This window comes from Bifidobacterium sp. B4079, assembly GCF_026537385.1.
Taxonomy (GTDB): domain Bacteria; phylum Actinomycetota; class Actinomycetes; order Actinomycetales; family Bifidobacteriaceae; genus Bombiscardovia; species Bombiscardovia asteroides_I.
Genome location: NZ_JAFNMH010000004.1, coordinates 94,852 through 117,560 on the forward strand (window position 1 = coordinate 94,852; position 22,709 = coordinate 117,560).

The following is a 22,709-nucleotide window of genomic DNA, read 5'->3' on the forward strand; positions in this document are numbered from 1 at the left end:
GAAATTCAGCAGCATTGTCTACCATGGTGTCCATGAATGGCAAGCTGAAGGTTCACGGACATTTCAACGGCCTGAAAACGACGCTTTTGTTCGCCCTTATGTGGGCCGTTATCATGCTCATCTGGTGGCTGACGGGTGGCCGTCAGGGGACTCTGGGCATCTATATCCTCATAGGCCTGGCCACCACTTTCGGGTCCTACTGGTTCTCCGACAAGGTGGCGATCGCCTCCATGCATGCCCGGCCGGTCAGCGAGCAGGAGGCTCCCGACCTCTACCGTATCGTCCGAGAACTGTCGGGGAGGGCAGGCAAGCCCATGCCCCGTATATACATCGCCCCCACTGACTCTCCCAACGCTTTTGCCACAGGCCGTAACGAGCGCCATGCCGCCGTCTGCTGCACCCAGGGAATCCTGCGAATCCTCAACGAGCGTGAGATCCGCGGGGTGCTGGGCCACGAGCTCATGCACGTCTACAACCATGACATCCTGACTTCTGCAGTGGCTTCGGCCATGGCCACGGTCATCACCTATCTGGGATACTCTCTTATGTATTTCGGCGGCGACAGCAGGGACAGGGATAACGATTCCGGCGTCTTCGGCCTCCTGGGTGTGCTGATCAGCTCGATTCTGGCCCCCCTGGGCGCTTCCTTGATCCAGATGGCCATTTCCCGCACCCGTGAGTATGACGCCGACGAGGACGGCAGTCGGCTGACTGGGGACCCAGCGGCTCTGGCATCGGCGTTGAACAAAATATCCTACGGGTCTCAGGCTGTGCCCATGCCTCAGACTGCCGGCACCCAGAGCGCCGCCGCCATGATGATCGAAAATCCCTTCTCGGTCAAGGGGTTCAGCAGGCTCTTCTCCACTCATCCGCCCACGGAGGAGCGCATAGCCCGCCTGATGCAGATGAGTCAGGAGATAGGGCAGACCCAGGTGAACTCCGGGCATGAAGCCCAGGTGGGGTACTGAGAGAACAGCGGCTTGAGGCGCCTGCCTGCCAATAGCGGTGGCTCCTTCCCGTTGCCCTTGTCGATATTCCGGAAGTGGTCAGAAGGACCAGATGCTAGGCAGAGGCTTTTAATGGTGCTTTCAGTTGCGAAGAACCCAGCTCGTCATAGAGGTAGCTGGTAACCAGAGGTTTTGGCTATCCGTGCTTTAGATCTGAATTCTGCGCCCGTTGCAAACCACGGTTTTGACGGACCAGTCGACCGGGCTCAGGAGGAGGAGGTCGGCTGCATAGCCGGGTGCCAGCAGACCCAGTGGGGCACCTGTGACCGGGTTGGGACGGTCCAGCCCCAGAGCCCGGGATGGTGTCAGAGTGGCGGCTTCCACGGCCTGGTGGGCCGGAAGACCGATGGCCTGGACGGCTCTGCCGACTGCCACATCCAGGGTCAGGGTTGAACCAGCTATGGCTCCGTTGGAGGTCAGGCGGGCGTGGCCGCCTTTTACTGTTACATCCAGGGAGCCCAGCTTGTAGGCACCGTCCTCGCAGCCGGTAGCCTCCATGGCATCGGTGACCAGGGCTATCCGATGGGGAAAGAGCCTGAAGGCCAAGTCGACGCAGGGGTCCTGGACATGGAAACCGTCGTTGATCAGCTCGGCCGTGACACGGGGGTCCTTCACGGCGGCCGGAACAGGTCCTGGCTGACGATGATGGATGCCGTTCATGGCGTTGAAAACATGAGTGAGTATGCGGGCGCCGGCATCGAAGGCGCGGCGGGTCTGGTCGTAGTCGGCATCGCAATGGCCGACCGCAGGAACCACGCCGGACTCAGCCAGGCGGGATATGGCCTCGTAGCCATGGTCGCGCTCGGGGGCCAATGTCACCTGGCGTATGCAACCGTCGGCAGCCTCCAGAAGACTGTCGAGGGCCGCAGGTTCAGGGTCGCGTAGACACTTGGGATCGTGCGCCCCTTTACGGGAGAGGGCGATGAAGGGCCCCTCCAAGTGGGCCCCCAGCACGTCGGGTCTGGAGTCCATGACCCGCCTGACCGAGCGCAGATTGACGCACATTGTGTCGACTGGGTTGGTGATCAGGCTGAGCACCTGCCTGGTGGTTCCATGGACCATATGGCAGGCTCTGGCTGTACGGATGGCCTCGTCTCCGTCATCGAAGGAGTGGACCCAACCGCCGTGGGAGTGGATGTCGATGAACCCGGGAGTGAGGATGGAGCCGGTCGCGTCGATGAACTCTACACCGTTCGCATTCGCGTCATGGTTATCGGATCCAGGCTGAAAGAATGAGAGCAGGCTGGGCAGGCCAGCGGCTCTCAGGGCGGATTCCAGGCTCTCCCTGCCTTGCCCGACCTGCTCAATCCTGCCATCCAGGGCCAGAATCCAGCTAGCTTCCCTGATGCCGCGGGCGTCTATCAGCCTTGCGCCGGTCAGGACAAGGGGATGGGCAGGTCCGTTCAGAGATGACTCGACCGCGAGCCCTGCCGACTCGTATGCTTCCTTGGACATATATGATTTGCCTTCTGTACTTTGCCTGTCAGGACGATCAGATGGATTGCCAGTCAGGCTTGTTGGCATATGCCCACTTGTAGTAGTCGCGGTTGCGCAGGCGTGAGGCGGCGGCCTCGTCCACGATCACGGTGGCATGAGGATGCATCTGGAGGGCGGAGGCTGGGCAGAAGGACGATATGCCGCCCTCTACGCTCTCGGCCACGGCTTCCGCCTTCCCGGCGCCGAAGGCCAGAAGGACCAACTGGCGTGCCTTGAGGATGGTTCCTATTCCTTGGGTGATGCAGTGGGTGGGCACCTGGTCCATGTCATCGTCGAAGAAGCGGGCGTTGTCGATGCGAGTCTGCTCGGTCAGGGTCTTGATGCGGGTGCCCGAGGCCAGGGAGGATCCGGGCTCGTTGAAGCCGATGTGTCCGTCGGTGCCGATGCCCAGGATCTGCAGGTCGACGCCGCCGGCATCCTCGATTGCCTGGTCGTATACGCGGCCAGCGTCCTTGATGGTGTCCAGGTTTCCATCAGGTACCCTCACCTTGGCGGGGTCCAGGCCCAGAGGCTCGACCACTGTCCGGTCGATGGTGGACCGGTAGGACTGGGGGTGGGCCGGATCCAGCCCTGCATACTCGTCCAGGGCGAACCCGCGCACCTGGGAGACGTCGATTCCCTCCTTGTGGACCAGATTGGCAAGCGCCTGGTATGCCGCCAGTGGACTGGACCCCGTGGCCAGACCCAGCACGCAGTCGGGCTTGCGCCGGATCAGGTCGGCCGTGCAGCGGGCATAGATTTCGCCGGCTTCCTCCTGGGACTTGACGATGATGATTTCGGTCATGATGCGGTTTCCTTTCCAATAAAGTCAGATGGGCGACTATCGGCGGCCATGCGTCCTGCCAGGGCGGCGCCGATGGCCGCGATGGGCAGGTCGGCTGGGGCCAGACGAAGCCGGTCGGGCAGACTCAGCGAGGCGATGAAGTGGCTGCAGGCCGCGCTCCTATTCAGATGTTCGGTGACCAGATCCAGCAGGGGCTGACCGGTTTTGCTCATGCCTCCGCCCAGGATGATGACTGCGGGGTCGATGGTCAGGGCCACGATCTGCACGGCCAGGGCAATGCCATGTCCAATGATGTCCAGCACATCCTGGGCCTGCTGATTCCCCTGGCCTGCCTGGGCGATAAGGTCAGGCAAGGGGTGCGCGATCCCCGGCCAGAGGGCCTGCGCGGCCGAGCCGGAGGCCACGGTCTCCAGACAGCCCTGCTGGCCGCACTTGCAGGGAAACTGGTGGGCATCTACTGGGATGTGGCCGATTTCGCCGATTGCCCCGCTGGCTCCGTGTTCGATCCGGTCCCCGCTGATGATGCCCGCTGCAAGACCAGTGCCTAGGTTGATGAAGGCCACCGTGTGGTCGTCATGGTCGGGCAGGGCCCTGGGGCCGTCGCGTCCAGGCTCAGTTGCGGGTCGTCGGGCCTGGTCCCGAGCAGCCTGGGAGTGGGGTGTGGCTCCAGGGGTCATCAGAGTGTCGCCAGTCTGCGAGGCAGCTCCCAGAGCAGCGATGTTCACATCGTTCTCGACGCGGACGGGCAGACCGGTCGTCTTGGCGACGGCAGGGCCCAGAGCCATGTGGCGGATGCCTAAGTTGACCGCGTCGTCCACCATCCCTCGATTGGCGTCCACTCGCCCCGGGATGCCTAAGCCTACGGTGACCGGACCCTGGTTTGGACCCACCTGGTCCAGCAGGTGGCGGATAAGCATCACTGTGTCGTCATGAACCGCTTGGCTGCCCTCGCGCGTGGGGATCCGATGGCAGGCCAGCAGGTGTTCGTTACCGTCCATGGCCACACCCTCGATCTTGGTGCCGCCGATGTCTATCCCTAGGCTGATCGGGTCGGCCTGGACGCTATTTGTGCCCGCCCTGAGGTGCGGGGTCGATGCTGCCATGGGGTTTTAGCGGGCCTGGGCCTGGTTCGCCCATCCCTGTCCGCAGGCCTGCTTGATGGCCGTAGCGATGGAGACCGCCGGGTCGTTGTAGGGAATTAGGGTGGATTGGAAGGCGTGGTAGAGGTCGGACTTGCCGGGCCAGACCGTGCCGATCACGTGGTTGTCGGCATTCAGCTGATGCCACCAAGATCCGCCCTGGTGGTCGATCAGGTAGTGGTCTACGTAGCTGCAGAAGGTGGCGTACCAGTCAGCGTAGGTGGTCTTGCCGGTGGCTGCGTAGAGGGTGGACGAAGTGTTCAGGGCCTCGGCCAGGGTCCAGTGCATGCGGTCGTGGACCACCGGGCGGCCCTGCCAGTCGGTGGTATAGACCAGGCCCTCGGACCCGTCGGCGGCCCAGCCATCCTCCACAGCCCTGGCGAACAGGTGCTCGGCTGCCTCAATGTAGCGGCGGCGGTCGGCCTCCTGACCGAACCTGCTTAATGCGTACTGAGTAATCAGCCTGGCCCATTCGATTCCGTGGCCCGGCGTGGCCCCGTAGGGCTTGAACTGATCGGCCTTGTCGTCCTCGTTGTAGTCCAGGTCGGCCTGCCAATCGCTGTTGAAGTGCTCGGGGATGCGCCACTGATTGTTCTCGGCCCAGCCGATGACCTGGTCGATGATGCGTCCGGCGCGCTCGCGGTATTCCTCCTTGCCGGTGGCATCGGCTACGGCCAGGAAGGCCTCAGTGCTGTGCATATTGGCGTTGAGCCCCCGGTAGGGGTCCAGCCGGGTAAAGTCGCTGTCCCAAGTGTCGACGGCCAGGCCCCTGTCATCATCCCAGAAGTAGCGGTTGAAGATCTCCAGCGCCTGATCCAGCAGGGATTGTCCATCGGAGTCGCCCGCCAGCATGGCCGAAGAGGCAGCCAAGACCACGAAGGCGTGGGTGTAGCAGGTCTTGCCGCTCTCGGGCTGGCCCTGCCAGGAGACCGAGGGGTACCAGCCGCCGTGTTCGTCATCGTGCAGGTTTCCTTGAAGAGCCTGGACGCCGCGGCGGACCAGTTGTGATGCTCCCGGGTAGCCCAGGAGGCTGCCGATGGCGTAGACGTGCGTCATTCTGCAGGTGATCCAGGTCTGGATTCCCTGGTCTGGGTCGATGCTGCCGTCGTCATTGAGCCAGCCGGCGCCGCCCTGCTCGGTGGGGAACCCGCGCCCGAAGTCCAGGAAGCCGTAGGTCTGCGACGCCATGAAGATGCGATTGGCTTCGTTTCCCAGCAGGTATCGGGGATTCATGGCGGAAGATGAGGCTCCCGGATGGTTCGGTGTCTTGGTCATGGCGATCGCTCCTTTGCTCAGCGAGGGATGCAGCTGTTTCTGGTATCTGTTCACAGCCTAACACGTAATTGTTAGGGAACTGAACTTTTTACTGACTATCCCGTAGTCTTGCCCATGATGCTAGTGCGTAGTCTTGAAAACGAACCAGTTTGATGCCGTTATGGCGAGATCTGGATCTGTCCGGGCAAGGATGTTTACAATATAAGGAGCAAGCATGGATGGGCATGGTCACGGGGTTCAAGGCCCAATCCCCATGGCGGGTCCCCGTTCCCGCATTATCTATCGTCAGGCGAATTATGACCAGCAATAGCGGCAACCTGTCCAAGGCATTGCCCAAGTCGGTGCGGCACCACAATCGAGCAATCCTGCTCAGATTGCTCTATCCCGATGTCAGTATGACCAGGGCTGATCTGGCCCGTGCTTCAGGGCTGACCAGGGTCGCCATATCAGATATTGTGGCCGAGCTGCTGGGCGAGCATCTGCTCATGGAGGTGGGTTACAGCAAATCCACCGGGCCGGGCAAGAGGGGACGGCTGCTGCGCATCAATCCTGACGGGCGCAGTATCCTGGCCCTGGACCTTTCCACGCCCTACGTTTTCAGGGGGGCGGTGCTCAACCTGACCGGGCAGGTAGTGGCGCGTGAGGAGATCCCTCTGACTGCTGACGGCAAGGTTCCCCTGGACTTGGTGGGGGAGCTGACCGATTCATTGATGCAGCGGGCAGCCCACCCCATCATGGGCATCGGCGTATCCAGTCCTGGCATCGTCAGTGCTGAAGGCGTTGTGGATGATGCTACCAACCTTGGCTGGGTTCAGACCGACCTGCGCGGCTATTTGCATGAGAAGACAGGCCTGGAGGTAACGGTCAACAACGATGCTAACAACGAGGTGCTGGCCGAGCAGCAGTTCGGCTCAGGACAATCTGACCTACTGCTGGTCCATCTGGGCGACGGAGTTGGGGCGGGGTTGCTGGTTTCCGGCGAGCTGGTGACCGGTTGCAACCGTGCGGCCGGCGAGATCGGCCATGTGGTGGTGGATCCCACTGGTCCTCAGTGCCGTTGCGGCAAGCGCGGCTGCCTGGAATCGCTGATCAGCGTTCCCAAGCTGACTGCTGCAATGGACAAGGATCCTGACAATCTGGCCAGCATTTTGCGCCGGGCCGGTGAACTGCTGGGCCGTGTTCTGACCATGTCTGCCGGCCTTATGGACATTCCTCGCGTGGCTGTTCTGGGCGACTCCAGGGTGGTCAACCGCATCTTCCTGAGTGCTATGGAGAAAACCATGAACGATGCCCTGGCCACTGATTTCCGGCGGCCCCTTGTGGTTGACCGCTCGGCCCTGGGTGAGGATGCCGCCTTGCTTGGGGCCTGCTCCACAGTGGTGGCCGACCTGATTGAGCCTGACGGCACCGTCTGAAAGTTGATTGAAGACCTGTTTCGCAGCCGCACCCGGAGTTGGTGATTCGCGCACATCGCCGAGACCTGCTACCATGGTGACTCGCATGCGGTTGGCCGAGGTCTGACCCCGGTAGCCAATTTGCGGGCGTAGTTCATTGGTAGAATGGAAGCTTCCCAAGCTTCAGAGGCGGGTCCGATTCCCGTCGCCCGCTCTCCTTTTTAGGAATTCGCCACTGGCATTGACATTTGGGTTTGGGAGATTTTCAACTTTGTCAAAGATAAACTCCTGAGTGCGTCTAATGCTGATCGCCTCCTGCTAAGGATGCAGCATATGCCCTTGCTCGGGCATATGCTGCATTCCCTGCGAATCCATATCGTTAGATGTTAGATGAAGCTGATTGGCTTATAGTCGGTGAGCAAGAGCGTCAGCATCGGCGTTTGCTCACCGAGGATATCGCTGGCGTCTATCGAGAGAAACAGCATCCCAGCCAGACTATGCAATAAGACGATCAACGTCACTGAAACAAGCAGGTTTTTGCGACGACGTTCCACCATTTCCGAGCTTTGCGCGACTTTCTTTTATAGAAGGCGACAAGATGGACGATACCGCTTATCAGCCAGCAGACAAGCTATAACAGTCGTCGCAATTATCCTGTCCACCCAGGTGTCTGACGCAAAATCAACGGCATGTGGGAATGCCGTAAAGAGCTGAATAGGAATTTTGCTATACCATACCCAGCCATTGGCAGTAACAGAGTTAAGCCTAGAAACCATAGGGCAATCTCGGTATGAACGGGTACGTGGATCATGTGGCGAAGGTCGGTTTGCTTCATATTTTCGTCTGCTTTGTGCGCTTTCCGTTCCCGCTTGTCGTAGTCGCAAGGCTGCAGCATCAATTAGGTATGAAAGGCCGCATGCAGCTGCTTCGTTCCATTCCCGCTGTTGTTGTTCCACATAAAAGGCAGTTTTCACTGAAGCGTTTCTTATCTGTGAAAGATTCGACTGCGCGATCCCCAAGGCGGCTGACTACGACAAAAGAAAGTACGAATCATAGCGTGGCTTCGTTTGTGTCTCCGCGTCTGATCGAGGCATATGCGCTGTCTTTGCTTGCCGCGTCCGATGCGAGGAAGCTATATCCAAGGCCGGTTTCCCGTGAAGAAATCTACGACCCGGTGCGTGTCATCTCGGCCCGCGACTGTGTCGGCGCGACACCTGCCGGCCAGTTGATGGAGCGCCTCCTCGAAGTCACCATCAGCGCCGACGGAGCCATCACCTTGACGCTCAAAGGTGTCCGTACCATGTCAGCAAGCTGACACCGCTCCGCTCCGCACCTCCAACGGCGAGAAACGGCCATTGGCGAATCCTGGGTACACCGCCTTCCATCTCGGCGGAACAAGCGCGTCTATAACCGCAAGAGGCAACCTGCTCGCATCCGCACAATATCAACGTTAACTGAGATGTACCCATCTTGCCTGATTATGTATCCATTCCAGTCCACCCAACTGGGTAACCAGACCTCCATAGTTTCGTCCCGCTTGAATCACCTCATAGTGATTGTTTTCCATATTCTTGTCCCTAATCGACCCCTCTGCATCTGATTTAGAAGCTGCAAGGTGGTCAACGGTGGCGAAAGGTCCTTGTCAGCATCATCGTTAGCGAATAATAATCCTGGAAATTCTGGTGTGTCGAAGCACGGTGCCTTAGGTCGGGCATTGGAAGATGAGGGGGTACAGGGAAGTATGGAAAGGACGGCCATCATGGCTGATTATCACGTGCAATACGACGAGGATCGCGATCTCTGGACAGTCAAGCGGGCCGGGGCCTCACGCGTTTCCCGCACTTTCGCTACTAAGGCGGAGGCCAGCAAGCAGGCCAAGGTCTTTGCAGACCGGTCAGGCGGCGGTGAGGTCAACATCCATAACAAGGGCGGCAATAAAATCCGCGACAAGCGCACCATAGGCAAGAAGGATCCTCGAGACATCAAGGGCTGAACGCCAACTGAGCAACTGAGCTCTGGGACTTTTCGCCGTCATCGGGCCTGTGCTGGTGCTGAACGTCCCAGCGATAAGCAGCTATGCGCTTCTGATATGCCCATCTATCAGCTCGGCAGGATGTCGGGATGGTGAAGCATTGGCCGCTGTCGCTGGTCTGCATGTGTCCGCCCCCATAGACTGAAACCAACCGTGAAAGGTGGCGAGGTCGATGGCCGATGGATTCAACCAGCTGGATCAGCGGCTGGCGGACAGCGGGTATGACGAGGGTCTGCCAGTCTCCTATCCTCCTCGCCCGGATATTGATGAGCGTCCTATTCAGATAGCCCATGCCAACATCTGGAGTCGGTTTGCAGCAGTCACAGGACTGGTCTCAGCTCTTGCGGGCGCGGCCTTGCTGGCCCATGCCATAGCACCCTCCAGGCTGGGGGTCATAGGCCAGGTGGGCATCTCGGCTTGGGTGGGCGTCTCTGTGGCCTTTGCCCTGTTGACCATAATCCTGGTCGTCATAGCCCGCCACTCCGGACCAGTCCTGAATCGGCCATCGGTAGGCTCGGCGGGCATTATTCTTTTGATTTGCGGAATGCTCTTGACGGCGGCAGGCCTGCTTATTGCCAACTCTTATCCCAAGGGCATCATCAAGGCCCCCGCGCGTGACGACGCGCCCATCAGCTCGCCTCAGGCCATGACCGGCGGTATCGACAAGGCTGCCGGCCAGTGCGCTTCGGGTTGGCATGACATCGGCTTGGGTGGTTATGTGGGCATCTCCCAAGCTCGGTATTGCACGGATACGGCCATGGCCTACGTGGTCTTCGATAACGACTCTGCGGCATCCCTGGCTAAAGGGCCTATCCGCGCCCGCGTGCCCGACCTGCTCTCCCGCTACGGAGGCGGGTTGCAGCCCCAGGATTTATGGCTGCTGACCGGCAAGCGTTGGATGGTGGTGGGCAGCAAGGCCCAGGTGACCGGACTGCAGGGCCAGTGGGGTGGTCAGGCCGAGCCGCTCATGAGTCAGCATTGAATGACAGGACCGGTCGACTATCGTGGCAGGTATGGATCAAGCACAAAAGGATGACGGGGGATTGGTGGGTCGGCCCTCCACGGTGGTGCCCGGACGTTTTGGGCAGGAGCTCAAGGTCGAGCAGGTCCGTTGGTCCCGCAAGCAGGGCACAGGCAACCCCTCGCGGCCCATTTTTGTACTCATGCACGGCTGGGGCTCCAACGAGGAGGACATGGCTGATCTGATGCGTTATGTGGCCCCCTACAACGACTATGCATCCCTGCGGGCGCCCATGATGGTGCCAGGCAGCGAGCGCGGCATGTTCGGCCCGGGTTATACCTGGTTTCACGACATGCGCCCCGAGCAGGAAGATCTGGATCGGGATGGCTATGCAGCGGCCCGGGCCGTGGACGCCTGGGTTTCAGCCAATATCCCCGAAGACCGACCTGTAGTGGCCATGGGCTTCTCCCAGGGAGCCATGCTGGCTGTTCATCTGCTTCGGGTCAATCCTGAGCGTTATCGAGCATCCATATGCCTGTCTGGGTTCCTGGCCCCAGGCCTGGTGCCCGGCACTGCTCCGGCCGATGAGCGCCTGGCTGGCTTGAATAAGCCGGTCTTCCTGGGATTCGGTTCGGATGACACCACGGTGCCCAAGTACGAATTCCGGGCTCTGGCCGCCTGGCTGGACGAGCACGTATGGCTGCACACCACCGAGTACGACCACCTGGAACATGCCGTCGACATGCGCGAGATGAACGACCTTCGCCAGTGGCTGGGTGAGATCGACGTGACCTCGGGCCTCATGTAGATCGGCTCAAAGGGCTGAGTCGGCGTCGACCTGCATGACGTAGACGTTGCGGCGCATCTTCCTGGCCGTCGTGCGCGAGATCTCCCCCGATTCGACCATGTCCTGGATCTGGCCCAGCTCGATGGCGTATCCCTCGCGCTTGGCCTCCTCCACCTGATCCCTGATGGCAGGCATGCCCGCGTATTCGGTCTTTCCCTCCGCGGAAGATTCGATCATCTGATGGTTGATGATGGTGTTCAGCAGGTCCTCGGTCTTGAAGCGGCCCTTGCCCAGCTCGGAGTAGAGCTTTTCGATCAGGAAGTGGTTCATCTCTGCCTGCAGGTGGCGTCCGGCCACGAAGACTTGGTCCTTGTCGATCGGCTGAGTCAGGTGCTTTAGGCGGTGGAACTGGCTGTGCAGCAGGCCCCTGAGTCGTCTGCGAGCCGTGTAGGCCCTCCAGCGCAGTTCCCCGCCCCTGTCCAAGTGGAAGAGGGATCCGGATATGGTGGACAGGATCCTGCGGGCGGCCTGTTCCTGGCTGCGCAAATTCAGCAGTTCCTCCTGGTCATCGCCGCGCTCGTCGCGACGGTCGATCAGCTGGGCGTCGGCATCCCTGTCGGCTACGGTTTCGGCCTCAGTACTGGGTTCGGTCTCGGTCCCGTTCTCGGAGGCAGGCTGCGTTGATGCAGGTGCCTGTTCTATGCCCGCGTCTTCGTTTCTGAGCCGCTCCTCCAGCTGATCCTGGGCCTCCTCGATTCGGCTCAGCCGCTCCTCCATGTAGTCCTGCTCCCACTCCATGGTCTGCACCTGCAGGTCCTGGAAGTCCTTGGGGGAATACTGGCCGATTCGCGACTTGAGCTTGGCGATGCGGTGATTGTACTGCTTGATCACCTGCTGGATGGCCAGCCGATTCTCATCAGTGATCCTGCTGGAGAGCTCCCGGACAGTGCCCCTGAGCACCTTGATGAATTTTTCGACCTGTTGGGCCGGCACCTCGTTGCCCTGGGAGGGAGCCAGCAGCGGCAGGGCGAAGTTGGCCAGCACCAGGGTGACGATGATGACTCCGGCGGCCACGAATATCAGCTCGCTGCGCATGGGGAAGGCGGACCCGTCATCGGTCATATAGGGGATGGTCAGGGCCAGGGAGAGGGTGATGGTCCCCTTGGGGCCGCCGAAGGTCATGACAGCTGCCGACCTCAGGAGCTTGGATGTGATCCGTGGTCTGCTGCCGGTTTCATGGTCCTTGGCGAAGATCAGAACGCTGGCCGTCCAGAGGAAGCGCAGCATTATAACGATCAGGCAGACCAGGATGATGGTGGCTACCAGCATCCAGTTGCTGACCCGCCGGTCTCGCCAGCTGGTGCCCATGGCTGCCGGCAGCAGCATGCCCAGAAGGACGAAGACCGCACCGTTGAGGCTGAAGGAGAGCACCTTCCAGACGCTGGATGAGACGATGTTGGCCTTGGACGTATTGGGTCCCACCCCGGTGTGGTCGAAGCGGATCAGCAGTCCGGTAGATACCACGGCCAGGATTCCGGACACATGCAGGATGTTCTGCCCGACCATGTATATCAGGAAGGGCAGGAAGAGCTCCAACAGGATCCTGGTGGTGGTGGTTTCCCAGCCCAGGCGACGGGCCGACTCAAAGAGCCAGTTGACCACAAACCCTGTGATCAGGCCGAAGCCGATGCCACCCACGAACTCGACAAAGAACTCGCCCAGGGCCTGAGGCAGGGAGAAGGAGCCGGTCACGGTAGCCAGGATGGCGAACTGGAAGCCGATGACGCCGGTGGCGTCGTTGAAGAGCGATTCGCCGGCAAGGATCGAGTGTTCGTCTGGTGTGAGGTCGGCGCTCTCGCCCAAAGAGGAGACGGCCACGGCATCGGTCGGTCCCAGGGCGGCGCCCAGGGCCATGGCTGCGGCCAGGGGGAACATGGGCCAGGCGGCATGCAGGATGACGCCCACCATGATCATGGTCAGAGCAGCCAGTCCGATTGCCAGGGAAAGGGATGATCGCAGTCCCTTGAGCAGTTCCATCTTGTTGATGGTGTGGGCCTCGTAATAGAGCAGGGGAGCGATGAAGAGGACCATGAACAGCTCAGGATCCAGCCGCATTCGCGGGAAAATGGGCAGCAGGGCCATTACTGCGCCCAGGACGATCTGGACGAGAGGGGTAGAGATCCGGGGAATGAATCTGGAAATAAAGGAAGAGACGAGGACGGCAGCAAGTATGCACAGAATGAGAATGAATGTTTCCACGGGCTTCCTTTCCGCCACGCAATCCCGGGCGGGCTACCGCAGGCCCGACTAGCAGGGTTCATTCGACCAATGAAGGAATCTCCGAGTACAGGGTTGCATGAGGATTGACGTCGCATAATCCATTGTACGGAATCACGGTATCCAGGAACAGCATTAATGGACAATGTGCGCCAAGTTGACACCTCAAGCCGGAATGGTGGACAGACTGCGCTCGCGATAGGCGAACATTTGTGAAAATCCGGCCCGGGCACCCCTCTTAAGCGCATGAAAGGCCGACTCAATCGGTATACTCATAAGGACCGGGAAGGCTCCGAACCTCCCAGCGGGCACTGCTTGCGGCGGCTGACCATGGAGCCCCATCTCTTGACCCCGGGGATTTACGCGCACGCTATTGTTTCCCCGATGCTTCCGGACATCCCCCGGTCCAGAAGGAAGATTGCAAGAAAGACTGCAGAGGGTCGCATGCGGGGACAAATGACCGATCCGGTTTGGAAAGGCCAGGTTGACCGATGACATCATCCGTGACATCTACAAATATCAAGAATCAGAACGCTGCGGCAGCAGGGGCTGACATGCGTTTCGACGACACCGACTGGCACAGCTTGGAGACCTCGGCTGTGCTGGAGACCCTGCACACCGGGGACCAGGGTTTGGATACGCAGGAGAGCGCACGCCGACTGGAGCTCTTCGGGCCCAACAGCCTGGCCGAGGCCCAGGCCAAACCCCGTTGGAAGCTCTTCCTGGAGCAGTTTGCCGGCCCCCTGATTGCCGTCTTGATGGTCTGCGGCATCATCACCATTTTCCTGCAGCATTATGTGGATGCCGGGGCCATTTTCCTGGTTCTTTTTCTCAACGCCATCATCGGCTATGTGCAGGAGTCCAAGGCCGACAAGGCCGTGGAGGCCTTGACCACCCTGTCCACCCCCACTACACGGGTCGTGCGCCAGGGCCGGATGGAGCAGATTGATGCCGACCAGCTGGTCCCGGGCGACCTGGTCCTCCTGGAGAGCGGCGACCGCATCCCCGCTGACCTGCGGTTGATTGAGGCCCTCCACCTGCGCATCGACGAGGCCATGCTGACTGGCGAGAGCGAGGATGCCAAGAAGAATACGGACCCCGTGGATCGCGACGCAGCCCTGGGGGACAGGCGCTGCATGGCTTTCTCGGGCACCATGGTCACCAGCGGCCGAGGCCGAGGGCTGGTGGTGGCCACCGGTTCCGACACCGAGCTGGGCGAAATCAACGATCTGGTCCATGTGTCCAAGGGCCGCACGCCCCTGCAGCGAATCATCCACCGCACCGAGGTGGGCATCGCTGTCGCCGTCATTCTGGTGGCTATCTTCGTCTTCATCGGCGGAGCCATTCTCAATGGCGACGCTACTGGGGCCTTCCTTTCCGCAGTCTCCCTGGTGGTGGCCTCCATGCCTGAGGCCCTGCCCATCGTGCTGACCGTGGCCATGGCCTTGGGAGTTTCTAGGATGGCCGAATACCATGCCATCGTCCGCTCATTGCCGGCCGTTGAAACCCTGGGCTCCATCACCGTCATCGGCTCGGACAAGACCGGCACGCTGACCCAGAACCGCATGACCGTGGAACAGTTCACCCTGGGCGGCGGCCAGCCGATCCCCGTAGAGGGCATGGACCTGGGCGCAGCGGCCGTATCCGACGACGACCGTATGCGTGGTCTGTCCGCCCTTGCTCGGGCTGGGGCTCTGACCAACGAGGCCCACCGGCAGTCGAATGAACAAGGCGGCATCGAATACAGTGGCGACGCGGTCGATATGGCCATGGCCCGCCTGGCCGACCAGACCGGGGCTGTGACTACCGAAGACCTGGACGCTCCTATCGTCATGGAGACCCCCTACGAGCCGGAGCTGCTCCACTCCATGACCATCCGCCGCAGCCCGGACGGCACCCTGACCCAATACGTCAAGGGTGCCCCCGATGCGATCATGGCCATGAGCCGAACCATGCTGGACCCGGATGGCCAGGTCGTTCCCTTGGACACCCAGGCTGTCCACAAGTCCTACGAAGCAATGGGTTCCCAGGGGTTGCGGGTGATCGGCGTGGCCAGCAGGGTCCTCTCCTCTGACCAGGATCCCGCCTCCCGCCGTCGACCTGACGACCTGACCTTCCTGGGGCTTGAAGGCATGCTCGATCCGCCCCGACCCGGCGTGCGCGAGGCCATCGCCGAATGCGCCGGGGCCGGCATCCGCGTGGTCATGATTACCGGCGACCACCCGGTGACCGCAGCCGCCATAGGTCGTCGCCTGGGTCTGGAGCATACCGACCAGGCGTTGACCGGCAGCGAGATGCTGGAGATGAGCGACGAGGTCCTCCGGGCCCGTCTGCGTGAGACCTCCATCGCCGCCCGCGTCTCCCCCCAGGACAAGCTGCGCATTGTGGAAGCCCTGCAGGATGAGGGCCATGTGGTGGCTGTGACCGGCGACGGCGTCAATGACGCCCCAGCGTTGAAGGCTGCCTCGGTGGGCATCGCCATGGGCCGCTCCGGCACCGACGTGGCCCGGGAGGCCAGCGATGTGGTTCTGACCGACGACAACTTCGTCACCATCACCCAGGCTGTGCGTCAGGGGAGGGTCATCTTCAAGGCCATCCGCGGGTCCGCCTACTTCCTCCTGTCCACGGCCGCGGCCGCCATGATCGCCGTGGGGGTCAATGTGATTGCCGAGGAGCCCCTGCTCTTCCTGCCCCTGCAGATGCTCTGGATCAACTTCGTGACCAACGGCGTCCAGGACATAGCCCTGGGATTCGAGCCGGGCAACGGGGACGAGCTGGAGTCGCCCCCGCGTTCGTCCGGAGAGGGCTTGCTCTCGCGAGTGCTTTGGGCACGGCTTGCCGTCTGCGGGCTCTGGATGGCCACTTGCATCCTGGTCCTGTTCCGCCTCAACATCAATGCAGGGATGGATCTGGCCCACGCCCGGACCATGGCCCTGACCTTATTGGTCCTCTTCAACTTCTTCGTCGCCATGTCGGCCAGGTCTGAGAACAGGCTGATCGTCCAGCTCAACCCCTTGGACAACACCTTCCTCCTGGTGGCTTCGTTCGTGGCCCTGGGCATCCACGCGGGGGCCATGTATCTGGCTCCGGTTGCAAGCGTTCTGGGCATGGCTCCACTGAGTGCAAGCCAGTGGCTCATCTGCCTGGGGATTGGACTGACGGTTCTGATCTTCAGCGAGGGGGACAAGATGGTTCGTGCCTTCCTAGCCAAGCGAGGCATCGACACGTCCGGGCGGCCCAAGGCCCATCTGCACCATGTGCGTCGCCGTATCGCAGGCATGATCAACTGAACTGACCTGTCGGGCTGGACTGCCAGACTGAACCCGTGCAAGAACAGTGGAAGGCGCCCATGGAGGAGGCCCTGCGGCTGGCCGGCTTGGCTGGAGACCGTGGGGACGTGCCCGTGGGCGCTCTGGTCTTGGATGCCTCGGACCGCGTCATCGGCCGGGGCTTCAACCAGCGGCAGGCCCTGGGCCGTCCCCTGGCTCATGCCGAGATGGAGGCCATCGGGAAATCCGACGTGGGCTGGGATCTGGCCGGGTGCACCATGATCGTGACCCTGGAGCCCTGCCCCATGTGTGCAGGGGCGCTGATGGCTTGTCATTTCAGCAGGGTGGTTTTCGGAGCCTGGGATCCCAAGATGGGAGCCTGCGGGTCGGTCTGGGATCTGCCCCGTGACCCGCACACCGGAACAAAGGCCGAGGTGCTGGGTGGTGTGTGCGAACAGGCGTGTGCCAGGATTCTTGCCGATTTCTTTGCACGGCACCGCCAGGGCTGAGCCTGTTTTTAGCGGTGGTTGTGATTGGCCATGTACTGCTGGAAGACCGGGGTAACCTGGAGGGCCGCCCAGATGCAGCGCAGGACGATCAGGCAGAGGTAGGCGGCGAACAGATTGGCGCCCACTCGCGCGCTGACCCCCGAGGCCGCCCAGGTGCCCACAGGTGTGGTCAGAGCGGCCACGATTCCCAGAAGCAGCCCCTGACCGGCGTGGACCAGGTGGTGCCGCAGGTTGGTGAACGTTCCCGACAATGAACTGGGCAGGATGGCCAGCAGGGAGGTTCCCCTGGCGATCAGGTCGCTGGCGCCCAGCAGAGCCAGGGCGGGCACCGCGATGGCTCCGCCGCCGACACCCAGCAACCCTGACAGGGTTCCGATCAGGACGCCGACCAGCAGAATGATCAAGGCCACCACTGGGCTCAGCTGGATGCTGCTCTCCCTTGAGGGCGTGGACAGCAGCTGCTGGGCAATGACTGCCATGAGGAAGCCCACGTAGAGCCATCTGAGGATCACCTCAGGAAGCCGGTCCAGCAGCCAGGTGCCGACCTGCGCCCCAATGACCGTGCCCACGGCCAGCAACAGAGCCGCCAGCCAGTCCACATGCCCGCTCAGGGCGTAAGAGGCCACCCCGGCCAGCGACATGGGGATCATGGAGGCCAGCGACGTGGCAGAGGCCTGCCGTTGCTGCAGTCCGGTCCATACCAGGGCAGGCACTATGATCGATCCGCCGCCGATGCCGAACATCCCCGACAGGAATCCGCTGATCACGCCCACCAGGACCAGGATGGCCAGGGTCCGCCGGTCCATCCCTCCGGCTCCTCTCTGCTCTCTTTGCATGGGTTCTAGCCTATGCCGGTGTTTTTGCCGGGATGGCTGGATGTCCGCTTATGCTCCGATCGGCGTCGATTAGGCGTGGCGAGGCTTTCCACGCTGCAGGAATCCACGCATGCTCCAGTCCTTATGTCCACTATGCGAACGTTGTCCTGGTCCCCTTCTGCCGTCCCGGCATACTGCTTGGTATCCCTCGGGCCGGTCCCCGAAGGTGCGTCGCCTAGTCAGGAAAAGAAGAGGGTGTATTTCGATGCGATATACGGTCATCGGTGCCGGAGCCATGGGCTATCGTCTGGGTGTGCTGCTGCAGGAGCAGGCCGGCCTGCAGGTGGATTTCGTGGATACCTGGATGCCCAATATTGACAAGGTTCACGACCAAGGAGGCGTCTATGTCTCCCGCGATCATGAGAATCGGCATTTGGTGTCCGTTAATATTTACACCCCTGAGGACTACAAGGGCGACCCCGACGTCTGGATCGTCATGCTCAAGCAGATGCAGCTGGAGGCCGTCCTGGAACGCTGCGCACCGCTCTTCCGCGACCATCAGGTGGTCGTCTCGGCCATGAACGGCTGGGGTCACTTCGACAAGCTGCTCAAGTACTTCCCCCAGGAGCGGATCTATGGTGGCACGGCCATGATCGGCACGGTCCTCAATGGGCCCGGCGACGTGGATTTCATAGGCAAGTCCGGGGCCGGCTCCCTGCACCTGTGCGCCATGACCGAGCAGACCACCGACCTGGAGCGCAGGATGGCCGAGGACTTCAAGGCCGCCAACCTCAACCCCATCCTGACGGAAAACTTCGAGGGCACCTGCCTGGCCAAGATCATCTTCAACTCGGTGGTCAACACCATCTGCACCATGTATCAGATCACCATGGGCCAGTTCGTCTCCTACCCGGGCGCCAAGGATATGTCCCGCCAGCTGATTGACGAGGCCTATGACGCCTGCGAGAGGGCTGGCAAGCAGCTGATCCAGACCCGTCAGGAGACACTGGACGAGGTGGACTATGTCAGTCGGGTGAGCAACCCGCTTCACTACCCCTCCATGTATCAGGACATGTCCAAGGGCCGCCCGACCGAGGTGGACTACATCAACGGCTACCTGGCGCGCCTGGGCCGTGAGCATGACTATGTCTGCCGGACTCAGGAGTTCCTGACCCACGGTGTCCACCTGGCCGAGCTGGCCTTCCGTGTTCACCACGAAGAGCAGGTCGGCCAGAGCTGATGTAAACAGCTGCTGAGCGGATTTCCATGAATTACTTTCCTAAGTAAGAAAAATACGCCCTTCCAGACAAGTTAGCCGCGGGTTCTTAGCATGGAGCCTGATTTATCAGCCTCGGCGACCGGCATCGCCGGGCTTATGGCGGAGGTGTCATGGAGGTTCATCGCGGCGGCCCGAGGATGGGGTCTTATCAGAGCAAATCGAATCTGGGGGTTCCCCTCAGGTTGGTTTACATGGAGCAGTCCGAGCTGTCCCTTGCTGCCCTTTTCCCGGGGAGGGGTCTGCCGCGAATAGTTCACTGGGGCGATCCAGTGGCCGATCCGCAGGCCCTTCTGGGAACCTATGACGCTCTGGCCCCGCAGCGGGTCTCAGGAGGACTGGATCTGACGGCCTGGCCCAGCATCCTTCCGACCCAGTCCGAGGCTTGGACCGGACAGCGCCGACTGCGCATCTGCCGCAGCGGTGTTGAGGTCTTTTGCCGCTTCCAGGTGGAGTCAGTCGATTTGGGCACAGCCCAGGTCCGCCCTGACGGCTCCGCCGTTCCGACGCTGAAAGTTCAGGTATGCGACCGGGGCCAGGGCGTGGGGCTGACTTGGCAGTGCCAAGTGCTTTCGTCCGGTCTAGTCAGGCAGCGTGCGGACCTGTTCAACCTGGATAAGGTCAGAGAGCTGGATGTCAACGGCTTGGAGCTGGCTTTCCCCTTGCCGGCCGAGGCAAGCGAGATTCTGACCACCACCGGTCACCACCTGCGCGAGCGCAGCCCGCAACGCCAGCCATTGACCGTAGGCCGTCTGGAGCGTTCAAGCTTGGTGGGCCGGCCGGATTTTGATTCCTCCCTGGTCATGTGCGCGGGTCGACCCGGGTTCGGATTCGAGCATGATGAGGTATGCATGGTCCACTTGGGTTGGAGCGGCAATGGTCTGCTCAGCGCCGAGCGGATTCCTTCAGCTCCCGCATTGCTGGGCGGCGGCGAGATTCTGATGGCGGGAGAAATCGCGCTTCCTCCTGCTGATGGCCATTCCGGCCAGCCAGCGTATTCCACGCCCTGGCTCTATGGTTCCCGGGGCAAAGGGTTGGACCAGGCGGCCAATAGGTATCATGCTTTCCTGCGATCCCTGCATCCCGGGTTGGCCTCACATCCCAGGCCTGTCACTCTGAACACCTGGGAGGCGGTCTACTTCGACCAGTCCTATGACAAGCTGGCTGCCCTGGCCGAACAGGCCGCCCGTATAGGTGTGGAGCGTTTTGTCGTTGATGATGGCTGGTTCCAGGGCAGGCGTTCGGATGAGGCCGGACTGGGGGACTGGTCCATCGATCGGCAGGTATGGCCCGAAGGGCCTAAGAGCCTGGAGGCTCTGGCTGCCAAGGTGCATCAGCTGGGAATGGAATTCGGCCTCTGGTTCGAACCCGAAATGATCAGTCCAGACTCAAACGTCTTTCGCGCACATCCTGACTGGGTCATGTCCCCGGGGCCTTCCCGGCTGCCTGTCGAAGGCCGCAACCAGCAGGTCATGGATCTGACCAATCCCGATGCCTATGGCTATGTGTTCGATGCCATGGACTCGCTCATTGCGCTTATGAGCATCGACTACATCAAATGGGATCACAATCGTTACGTGACCGAAGCCTGCTCGCCCCGGTCGGGACGTCCTGCCATGCATGCGCAGACCGAGGCGGTCTATAGAATCATGCGCGACCTGAAAACCAGGCATCCTGGCTTGGAGATTGAATCCTGCGCTTCAGGGGGCGCACGCATCGATCTGGGCGTATTGGAATATGCTGACAGGGTCTGGGTCTCGGACTGCGTGGATCCGGTCGAGCGGGCTGACATCCAGCGCTACACATCCTTACTGCTGCCGCAGGAGATGATGGGTGAGCATGTGGGCGATTCCCCGGCCCATTCCACCGGCCGTGCCAGCTCGCTCGGTCTGCGTGCGGCCATGGCTTTCTTCGGCCATATGGGCGTGGAATGGAACCTGCTTGCCGTGCCCCAGAATCAGCTGGATGAGCTGGGGCGTTGGATTGATCTTTATAAGCAGTGGCGGCATATGCTGCACACCGGTCGTGTAGTGCATGGCGACGCACCCGACCCGGCAGTCCGCTTGGATGGAGTAGTTTCTGCTGGCGGCTCGCAGGCGCTCTACCGCTTCACCCAGTTGACCTCTTCGGTCAATTACCCTCCGCAGCCCTTGGCGCTTCCCGGCTTGGATCCCAAGGCTGATTACAAGATCAGACCCTTGGATGTCTGCTGTGACCTGGATCGGATCGGCAACGGACAGAGCCCTCTGGCCTGGTGGCGTTCCCAAGGCGTGGTCCTTCCGGGCGCGGTCTTGGGCGCTCAGGGAATCCGGCCACCGGTCATTCACCCGGCGGAGGCAGTGATTTTTGAAGCGAGCCGTATCTGAATCCGTCCAGTCGTTTCCTCGTTCATTCGGGCTTATCGGCCTCTCCGGGGCCCTGCAGGTACCGGGCAATTGCTCTGGCCGCCGGTGCTTGGGCCCAGCGGAGCCAGTCGCCGTCAATGATTTTCACGGGAACCTCGACCATCTGGCTGTGGCGGAATGATGCTGTGCCCTTGCGTACGGATTCGACGCACCTTTTCATCAAATAGGAAGTCTCCCCGCCAACCAGAACCTTGTCAGGCAGGGCCACGTTGGCCACCAGAGCGATCAGCACCCCTAGCCGATAACCGGTCAGATTGAGCAGGGTCTCCGCCTGTGGCATGTCCTCCTCCAGGTCTTTGACCAACTCGTCAAGGCTGGCAGCCTGCCCGATGGCATGCGAGTACTGCTCAGCCAGGGAGCCTGTAGTCAGGCACTGGGCGCAGCCACGATGACCTAGATAGCAGCCCGGTCCGTCCGGATCCACCAGCTGATGGCCAATCAGCCCAAAACCCTCATCCGGTGAGGAGACAGGCATGCCGTGCTCGCTCAGGGCATAGCCGATGCCGGATCCCATGGTGATCAGAGCGAAACGATCCAGCCCGATGCCCTCGCCGAACCATCCTTCGTACAGGGCCAGAGCATCGAGATCGTTGAAGACCAGACAAGGCAGATCACATGTATTCTCCATCTGGGTGGCAAGATCAATGGGTTCGCTCCAGTGCAGGAAGGGGGCGTAGGTGACGATCCTGTCTCCCTCCGCCCGACCCCCAAGGGAGATGGCAAGGCCGGAGGGGCTGGGCAGCCCGGCCTGGCTGATCTCGCGCATGCATTCCTGGGCAAGGTCTGACAGCATCCTTACGACCTGGCCTGGGCTTCGCTGTCGAATGTGATGACTGTGGGGCTGGCCGACGGGTCGGCAGGCCAGGTCCGTCGCCGTGGCCAGCGCGGTGCCGCCGTGAAGATTGATGCCGATGAAGGTCTTGGCTTCCCGGCGGATGATCAGAGCCTGCTGCGGTCTGCCTACGCTATTGGAGCTATGATTGCCGTCATCCTGTCTTCCTGGGTCTTTTTTTGCCTGCGGCAGTGTGCCTGCCTCTCTGATGACCCCGCGGTGGGTCAGATCGTTGGTGATGCGTGATACGGCACCCTGGGTCAGGTTGAATCGCCGTGCCAGAACCACTCTGGAGATCGGGCCGTGCTGGAGGATCTCAACGGCGATGCGGTGGGTATATTGGGAGGCCGTGAACCAGGCAGGGAACGGCCGTGCTTCTCCTAGGCGGTAATCGTTCTCGTGATGGTTTGAGCTCTGGTTGTCTCTGTCGGCCACGGTGCCTCCTTACGG

At 61.3% G+C, this 22,709-nt stretch carries 18 protein-coding genes and 1 tRNA gene; 11 read left to right on the forward strand and 8 right to left on the reverse strand.

Translation table 11 applies throughout. The features are described from left to right. Positions 1-32 precede the first annotated feature (32 nt). The gene (gene htpX / locus J3T95_RS08335) at positions 33-968 is read left to right on the forward strand and encodes a zinc metalloprotease HtpX (protein ID WP_267451093.1); all 936 of its coding nucleotides are present in this window, start codon (positions 33-35) and stop codon (positions 966-968) included. A gap of 186 nt (positions 969-1,154) precedes the next feature. Here the strand turns inward: htpX and nagA are convergent, their stop codons facing one another. The 4 genes from nagA to J3T95_RS08355 are packed head-to-tail and all read right to left on the reverse strand — an operon-like array spanning position 1,155 to position 5,702. After that, positions 1,155-2,462, reverse strand: a complete 1,308-nt coding sequence (nagA, locus tag J3T95_RS08340) for an N-acetylglucosamine-6-phosphate deacetylase (protein WP_267451094.1) — start codon at positions 2,460-2,462, stop codon at positions 1,155-1,157. 37 nt (positions 2,463-2,499) lie between these two features. Continuing rightward, entirely contained in the window at positions 2,500-3,288 is a 789-nt protein-coding gene (nagB, locus tag J3T95_RS08345) for a glucosamine-6-phosphate deaminase (protein ID WP_267400982.1), read from the reverse strand. Then, positions 3,285-4,391: an ROK family protein gene (locus tag J3T95_RS08350; RefSeq protein WP_267451095.1), complete on the reverse strand. Its 1,107-nt coding sequence runs from the start codon at positions 4,389-4,391 to the stop codon at positions 3,285-3,287. Before J3T95_RS08350 ends, nagB begins: the two co-directional genes overlap by 4 nt. 6 nt (positions 4,392-4,397) lie before the next feature. Further along, positions 4,398-5,702, reverse strand: coding sequence for an AGE family epimerase/isomerase (locus J3T95_RS08355; protein WP_416378755.1), 1,305 nt, complete (start codon positions 5,700-5,702; stop codon positions 4,398-4,400). A 296-nt stretch (positions 5,703-5,998) separates the two neighbouring features. Between J3T95_RS08355 and J3T95_RS08360 the strand changes: the two genes are divergently transcribed. After that, complete coding sequence (locus tag J3T95_RS08360; RefSeq protein ID WP_267444821.1) at positions 5,999-7,117, forward strand: ROK family transcriptional regulator; 1,119 nt, start codon at positions 5,999-6,001, stop codon at positions 7,115-7,117. Positions 7,118-7,239: 122 nt separating this feature from the next. Next, positions 7,240-7,310: transfer RNA gene (locus J3T95_RS08365), tRNA-Gly, on the forward strand. Positions 7,311-7,482: 172 nt separating this feature from the next. On the opposite strand, the gene J3T95_RS08370 is transcribed toward J3T95_RS08365, so the two are convergent. Continuing rightward, positions 7,483-7,653: a hypothetical protein gene (locus J3T95_RS08370; RefSeq protein WP_267451096.1), complete on the reverse strand. Its 171-nt coding sequence runs from the start codon at positions 7,651-7,653 to the stop codon at positions 7,483-7,485. Positions 7,654-7,886: 233 nt separating this feature from the next. Here J3T95_RS08370 and J3T95_RS08375 point away from each other — a divergent pair, with 233 nt between their 5' ends. The 4 genes from J3T95_RS08375 to J3T95_RS08390 all read left to right on the forward strand — a co-directional run bounded on the left by J3T95_RS08375 (position 7,887) and on the right by J3T95_RS08390 (position 10,897). Next, on the forward strand, positions 7,887-8,411 hold the full coding sequence (locus tag J3T95_RS08375; protein ID WP_267451097.1) for a hypothetical protein: 525 nt from the start codon (positions 7,887-7,889) through the stop codon (positions 8,409-8,411). Between the two features lie 444 nt (positions 8,412-8,855). Continuing rightward, positions 8,856-9,089 (forward strand): DUF2188 domain-containing protein, encoded by a 234-nt coding sequence (locus J3T95_RS08380; protein ID WP_220236652.1) that lies wholly within the window; start codon positions 8,856-8,858, stop codon positions 9,087-9,089. 211 nt (positions 9,090-9,300) lie between these two features. Continuing rightward, positions 9,301-10,110, forward strand: a complete 810-nt coding sequence (locus tag J3T95_RS08385) for a hypothetical protein (RefSeq protein WP_267451098.1) — start codon at positions 9,301-9,303, stop codon at positions 10,108-10,110. A gap of 31 nt (positions 10,111-10,141) precedes the next feature. Then, on the forward strand, positions 10,142-10,897 hold the full coding sequence (locus J3T95_RS08390; RefSeq protein ID WP_220236654.1) for an alpha/beta hydrolase: 756 nt from the start codon (positions 10,142-10,144) through the stop codon (positions 10,895-10,897). A 6-nt stretch (positions 10,898-10,903) separates the two neighbouring features. On the opposite strand, the gene J3T95_RS08395 is transcribed toward J3T95_RS08390, so the two are convergent. Continuing rightward, complete coding sequence (locus tag J3T95_RS08395) at positions 10,904-13,135, reverse strand: cation:proton antiporter domain-containing protein (protein WP_267451099.1); 2,232 nt, start codon at positions 13,133-13,135, stop codon at positions 10,904-10,906. 521 nt (positions 13,136-13,656) lie between these two features. Here J3T95_RS08395 and J3T95_RS08400 point away from each other — a divergent pair. Both J3T95_RS08400 and J3T95_RS08405 read left to right on the forward strand, forming a co-directional pair. After that, complete coding sequence (locus J3T95_RS08400) at positions 13,657-16,443, forward strand: cation-translocating P-type ATPase (protein ID WP_297301788.1); 2,787 nt, start codon at positions 13,657-13,659, stop codon at positions 16,441-16,443. Between the two features lie 35 nt (positions 16,444-16,478). Then, entirely contained in the window at positions 16,479-16,931 is a 453-nt protein-coding gene (locus tag J3T95_RS08405; protein WP_258561511.1) for a nucleoside deaminase, read from the forward strand. Between the two features lie 8 nt (positions 16,932-16,939). On the opposite strand, the gene J3T95_RS08410 is transcribed toward J3T95_RS08405, so the two are convergent. After that, entirely contained in the window at positions 16,940-17,737 is a 798-nt protein-coding gene (locus J3T95_RS08410; protein WP_324123867.1) for a sulfite exporter TauE/SafE family protein, read from the reverse strand. Positions 17,738-18,011: 274 nt separating this feature from the next. Here J3T95_RS08410 and J3T95_RS08415 point away from each other — a divergent pair, with 274 nt between their 5' ends. Together J3T95_RS08415 and J3T95_RS08420 are read left to right on the forward strand one after the other, a co-directional pair. Beyond that, positions 18,012-18,986 (forward strand): ketopantoate reductase family protein, encoded by a 975-nt coding sequence (locus tag J3T95_RS08415; protein ID WP_267400946.1) that lies wholly within the window; start codon positions 18,012-18,014, stop codon positions 18,984-18,986. Positions 18,987-19,162: 176 nt separating this feature from the next. After that, complete coding sequence (locus tag J3T95_RS08420; RefSeq protein WP_267451110.1) at positions 19,163-21,388, forward strand: alpha-galactosidase; 2,226 nt, start codon at positions 19,163-19,165, stop codon at positions 21,386-21,388. Between the two features lie 22 nt (positions 21,389-21,410). Here J3T95_RS08420 and J3T95_RS08425 read toward each other — a convergent pair whose 3' ends face one another. Next, entirely contained in the window at positions 21,411-22,694 is a 1,284-nt protein-coding gene (locus J3T95_RS08425; protein ID WP_267451100.1) for an ROK family transcriptional regulator, read from the reverse strand. Positions 22,695-22,709: the final 15 nt, after the last annotated feature.

Excerpts from the sequence above, each read along its gene's own strand:
- htpX (WP_267451093.1), top strand. The coding sequence starts at position 33 with ATGAATGGCAAGCTGAAGGTTCACGGACATTTCAACGGCCTGAAAACG.
- nagA (WP_267451094.1), bottom strand. The coding sequence starts at position 2,462 with ATGTCCAAGGAAGCATACGAGTCGGCAGGGCTCGCGGTCGAGTCATCT.
- nagB (WP_267400982.1), bottom strand. The coding sequence starts at position 3,288 with ATGACCGAAATCATCATCGTCAAGTCCCAGGAGGAAGCCGGCGAAATC.
- J3T95_RS08350 (WP_267451095.1), bottom strand. The coding sequence starts at position 4,391 with ATGGCAGCATCGACCCCGCACCTCAGGGCGGGCACAAATAGCGTCCAG.
- J3T95_RS08355 (WP_416378755.1), bottom strand. The coding sequence starts at position 5,702 with ATGACCAAGACACCGAACCATCCGGGAGCCTCATCTTCCGCCATGAAT.
- J3T95_RS08360 (WP_267444821.1), top strand. The coding sequence starts at position 5,999 with ATGACCAGCAATAGCGGCAACCTGTCCAAGGCATTGCCCAAGTCGGTG.
- J3T95_RS08370 (WP_267451096.1), bottom strand. The coding sequence starts at position 7,653 with ATGGTGGAACGTCGTCGCAAAAACCTGCTTGTTTCAGTGACGTTGATC.
- J3T95_RS08375 (WP_267451097.1), top strand. The coding sequence starts at position 7,887 with ATGAACGGGTACGTGGATCATGTGGCGAAGGTCGGTTTGCTTCATATT.
- J3T95_RS08380 (WP_220236652.1), top strand. The coding sequence starts at position 8,856 with ATGGCTGATTATCACGTGCAATACGACGAGGATCGCGATCTCTGGACA.
- J3T95_RS08385 (WP_267451098.1), top strand. The coding sequence starts at position 9,301 with ATGGCCGATGGATTCAACCAGCTGGATCAGCGGCTGGCGGACAGCGGG.
- J3T95_RS08390 (WP_220236654.1), top strand. The coding sequence starts at position 10,142 with ATGGATCAAGCACAAAAGGATGACGGGGGATTGGTGGGTCGGCCCTCC.
- J3T95_RS08410 (WP_324123867.1), bottom strand. The coding sequence starts at position 17,737 with ATGGACCGGCGGACCCTGGCCATCCTGGTCCTGGTGGGCGTGATCAGC.
- J3T95_RS08415 (WP_267400946.1), top strand. The coding sequence starts at position 18,012 with ATGCGATATACGGTCATCGGTGCCGGAGCCATGGGCTATCGTCTGGGT.
- J3T95_RS08420 (WP_267451110.1), top strand. The coding sequence starts at position 19,163 with ATGGGGTCTTATCAGAGCAAATCGAATCTGGGGGTTCCCCTCAGGTTG.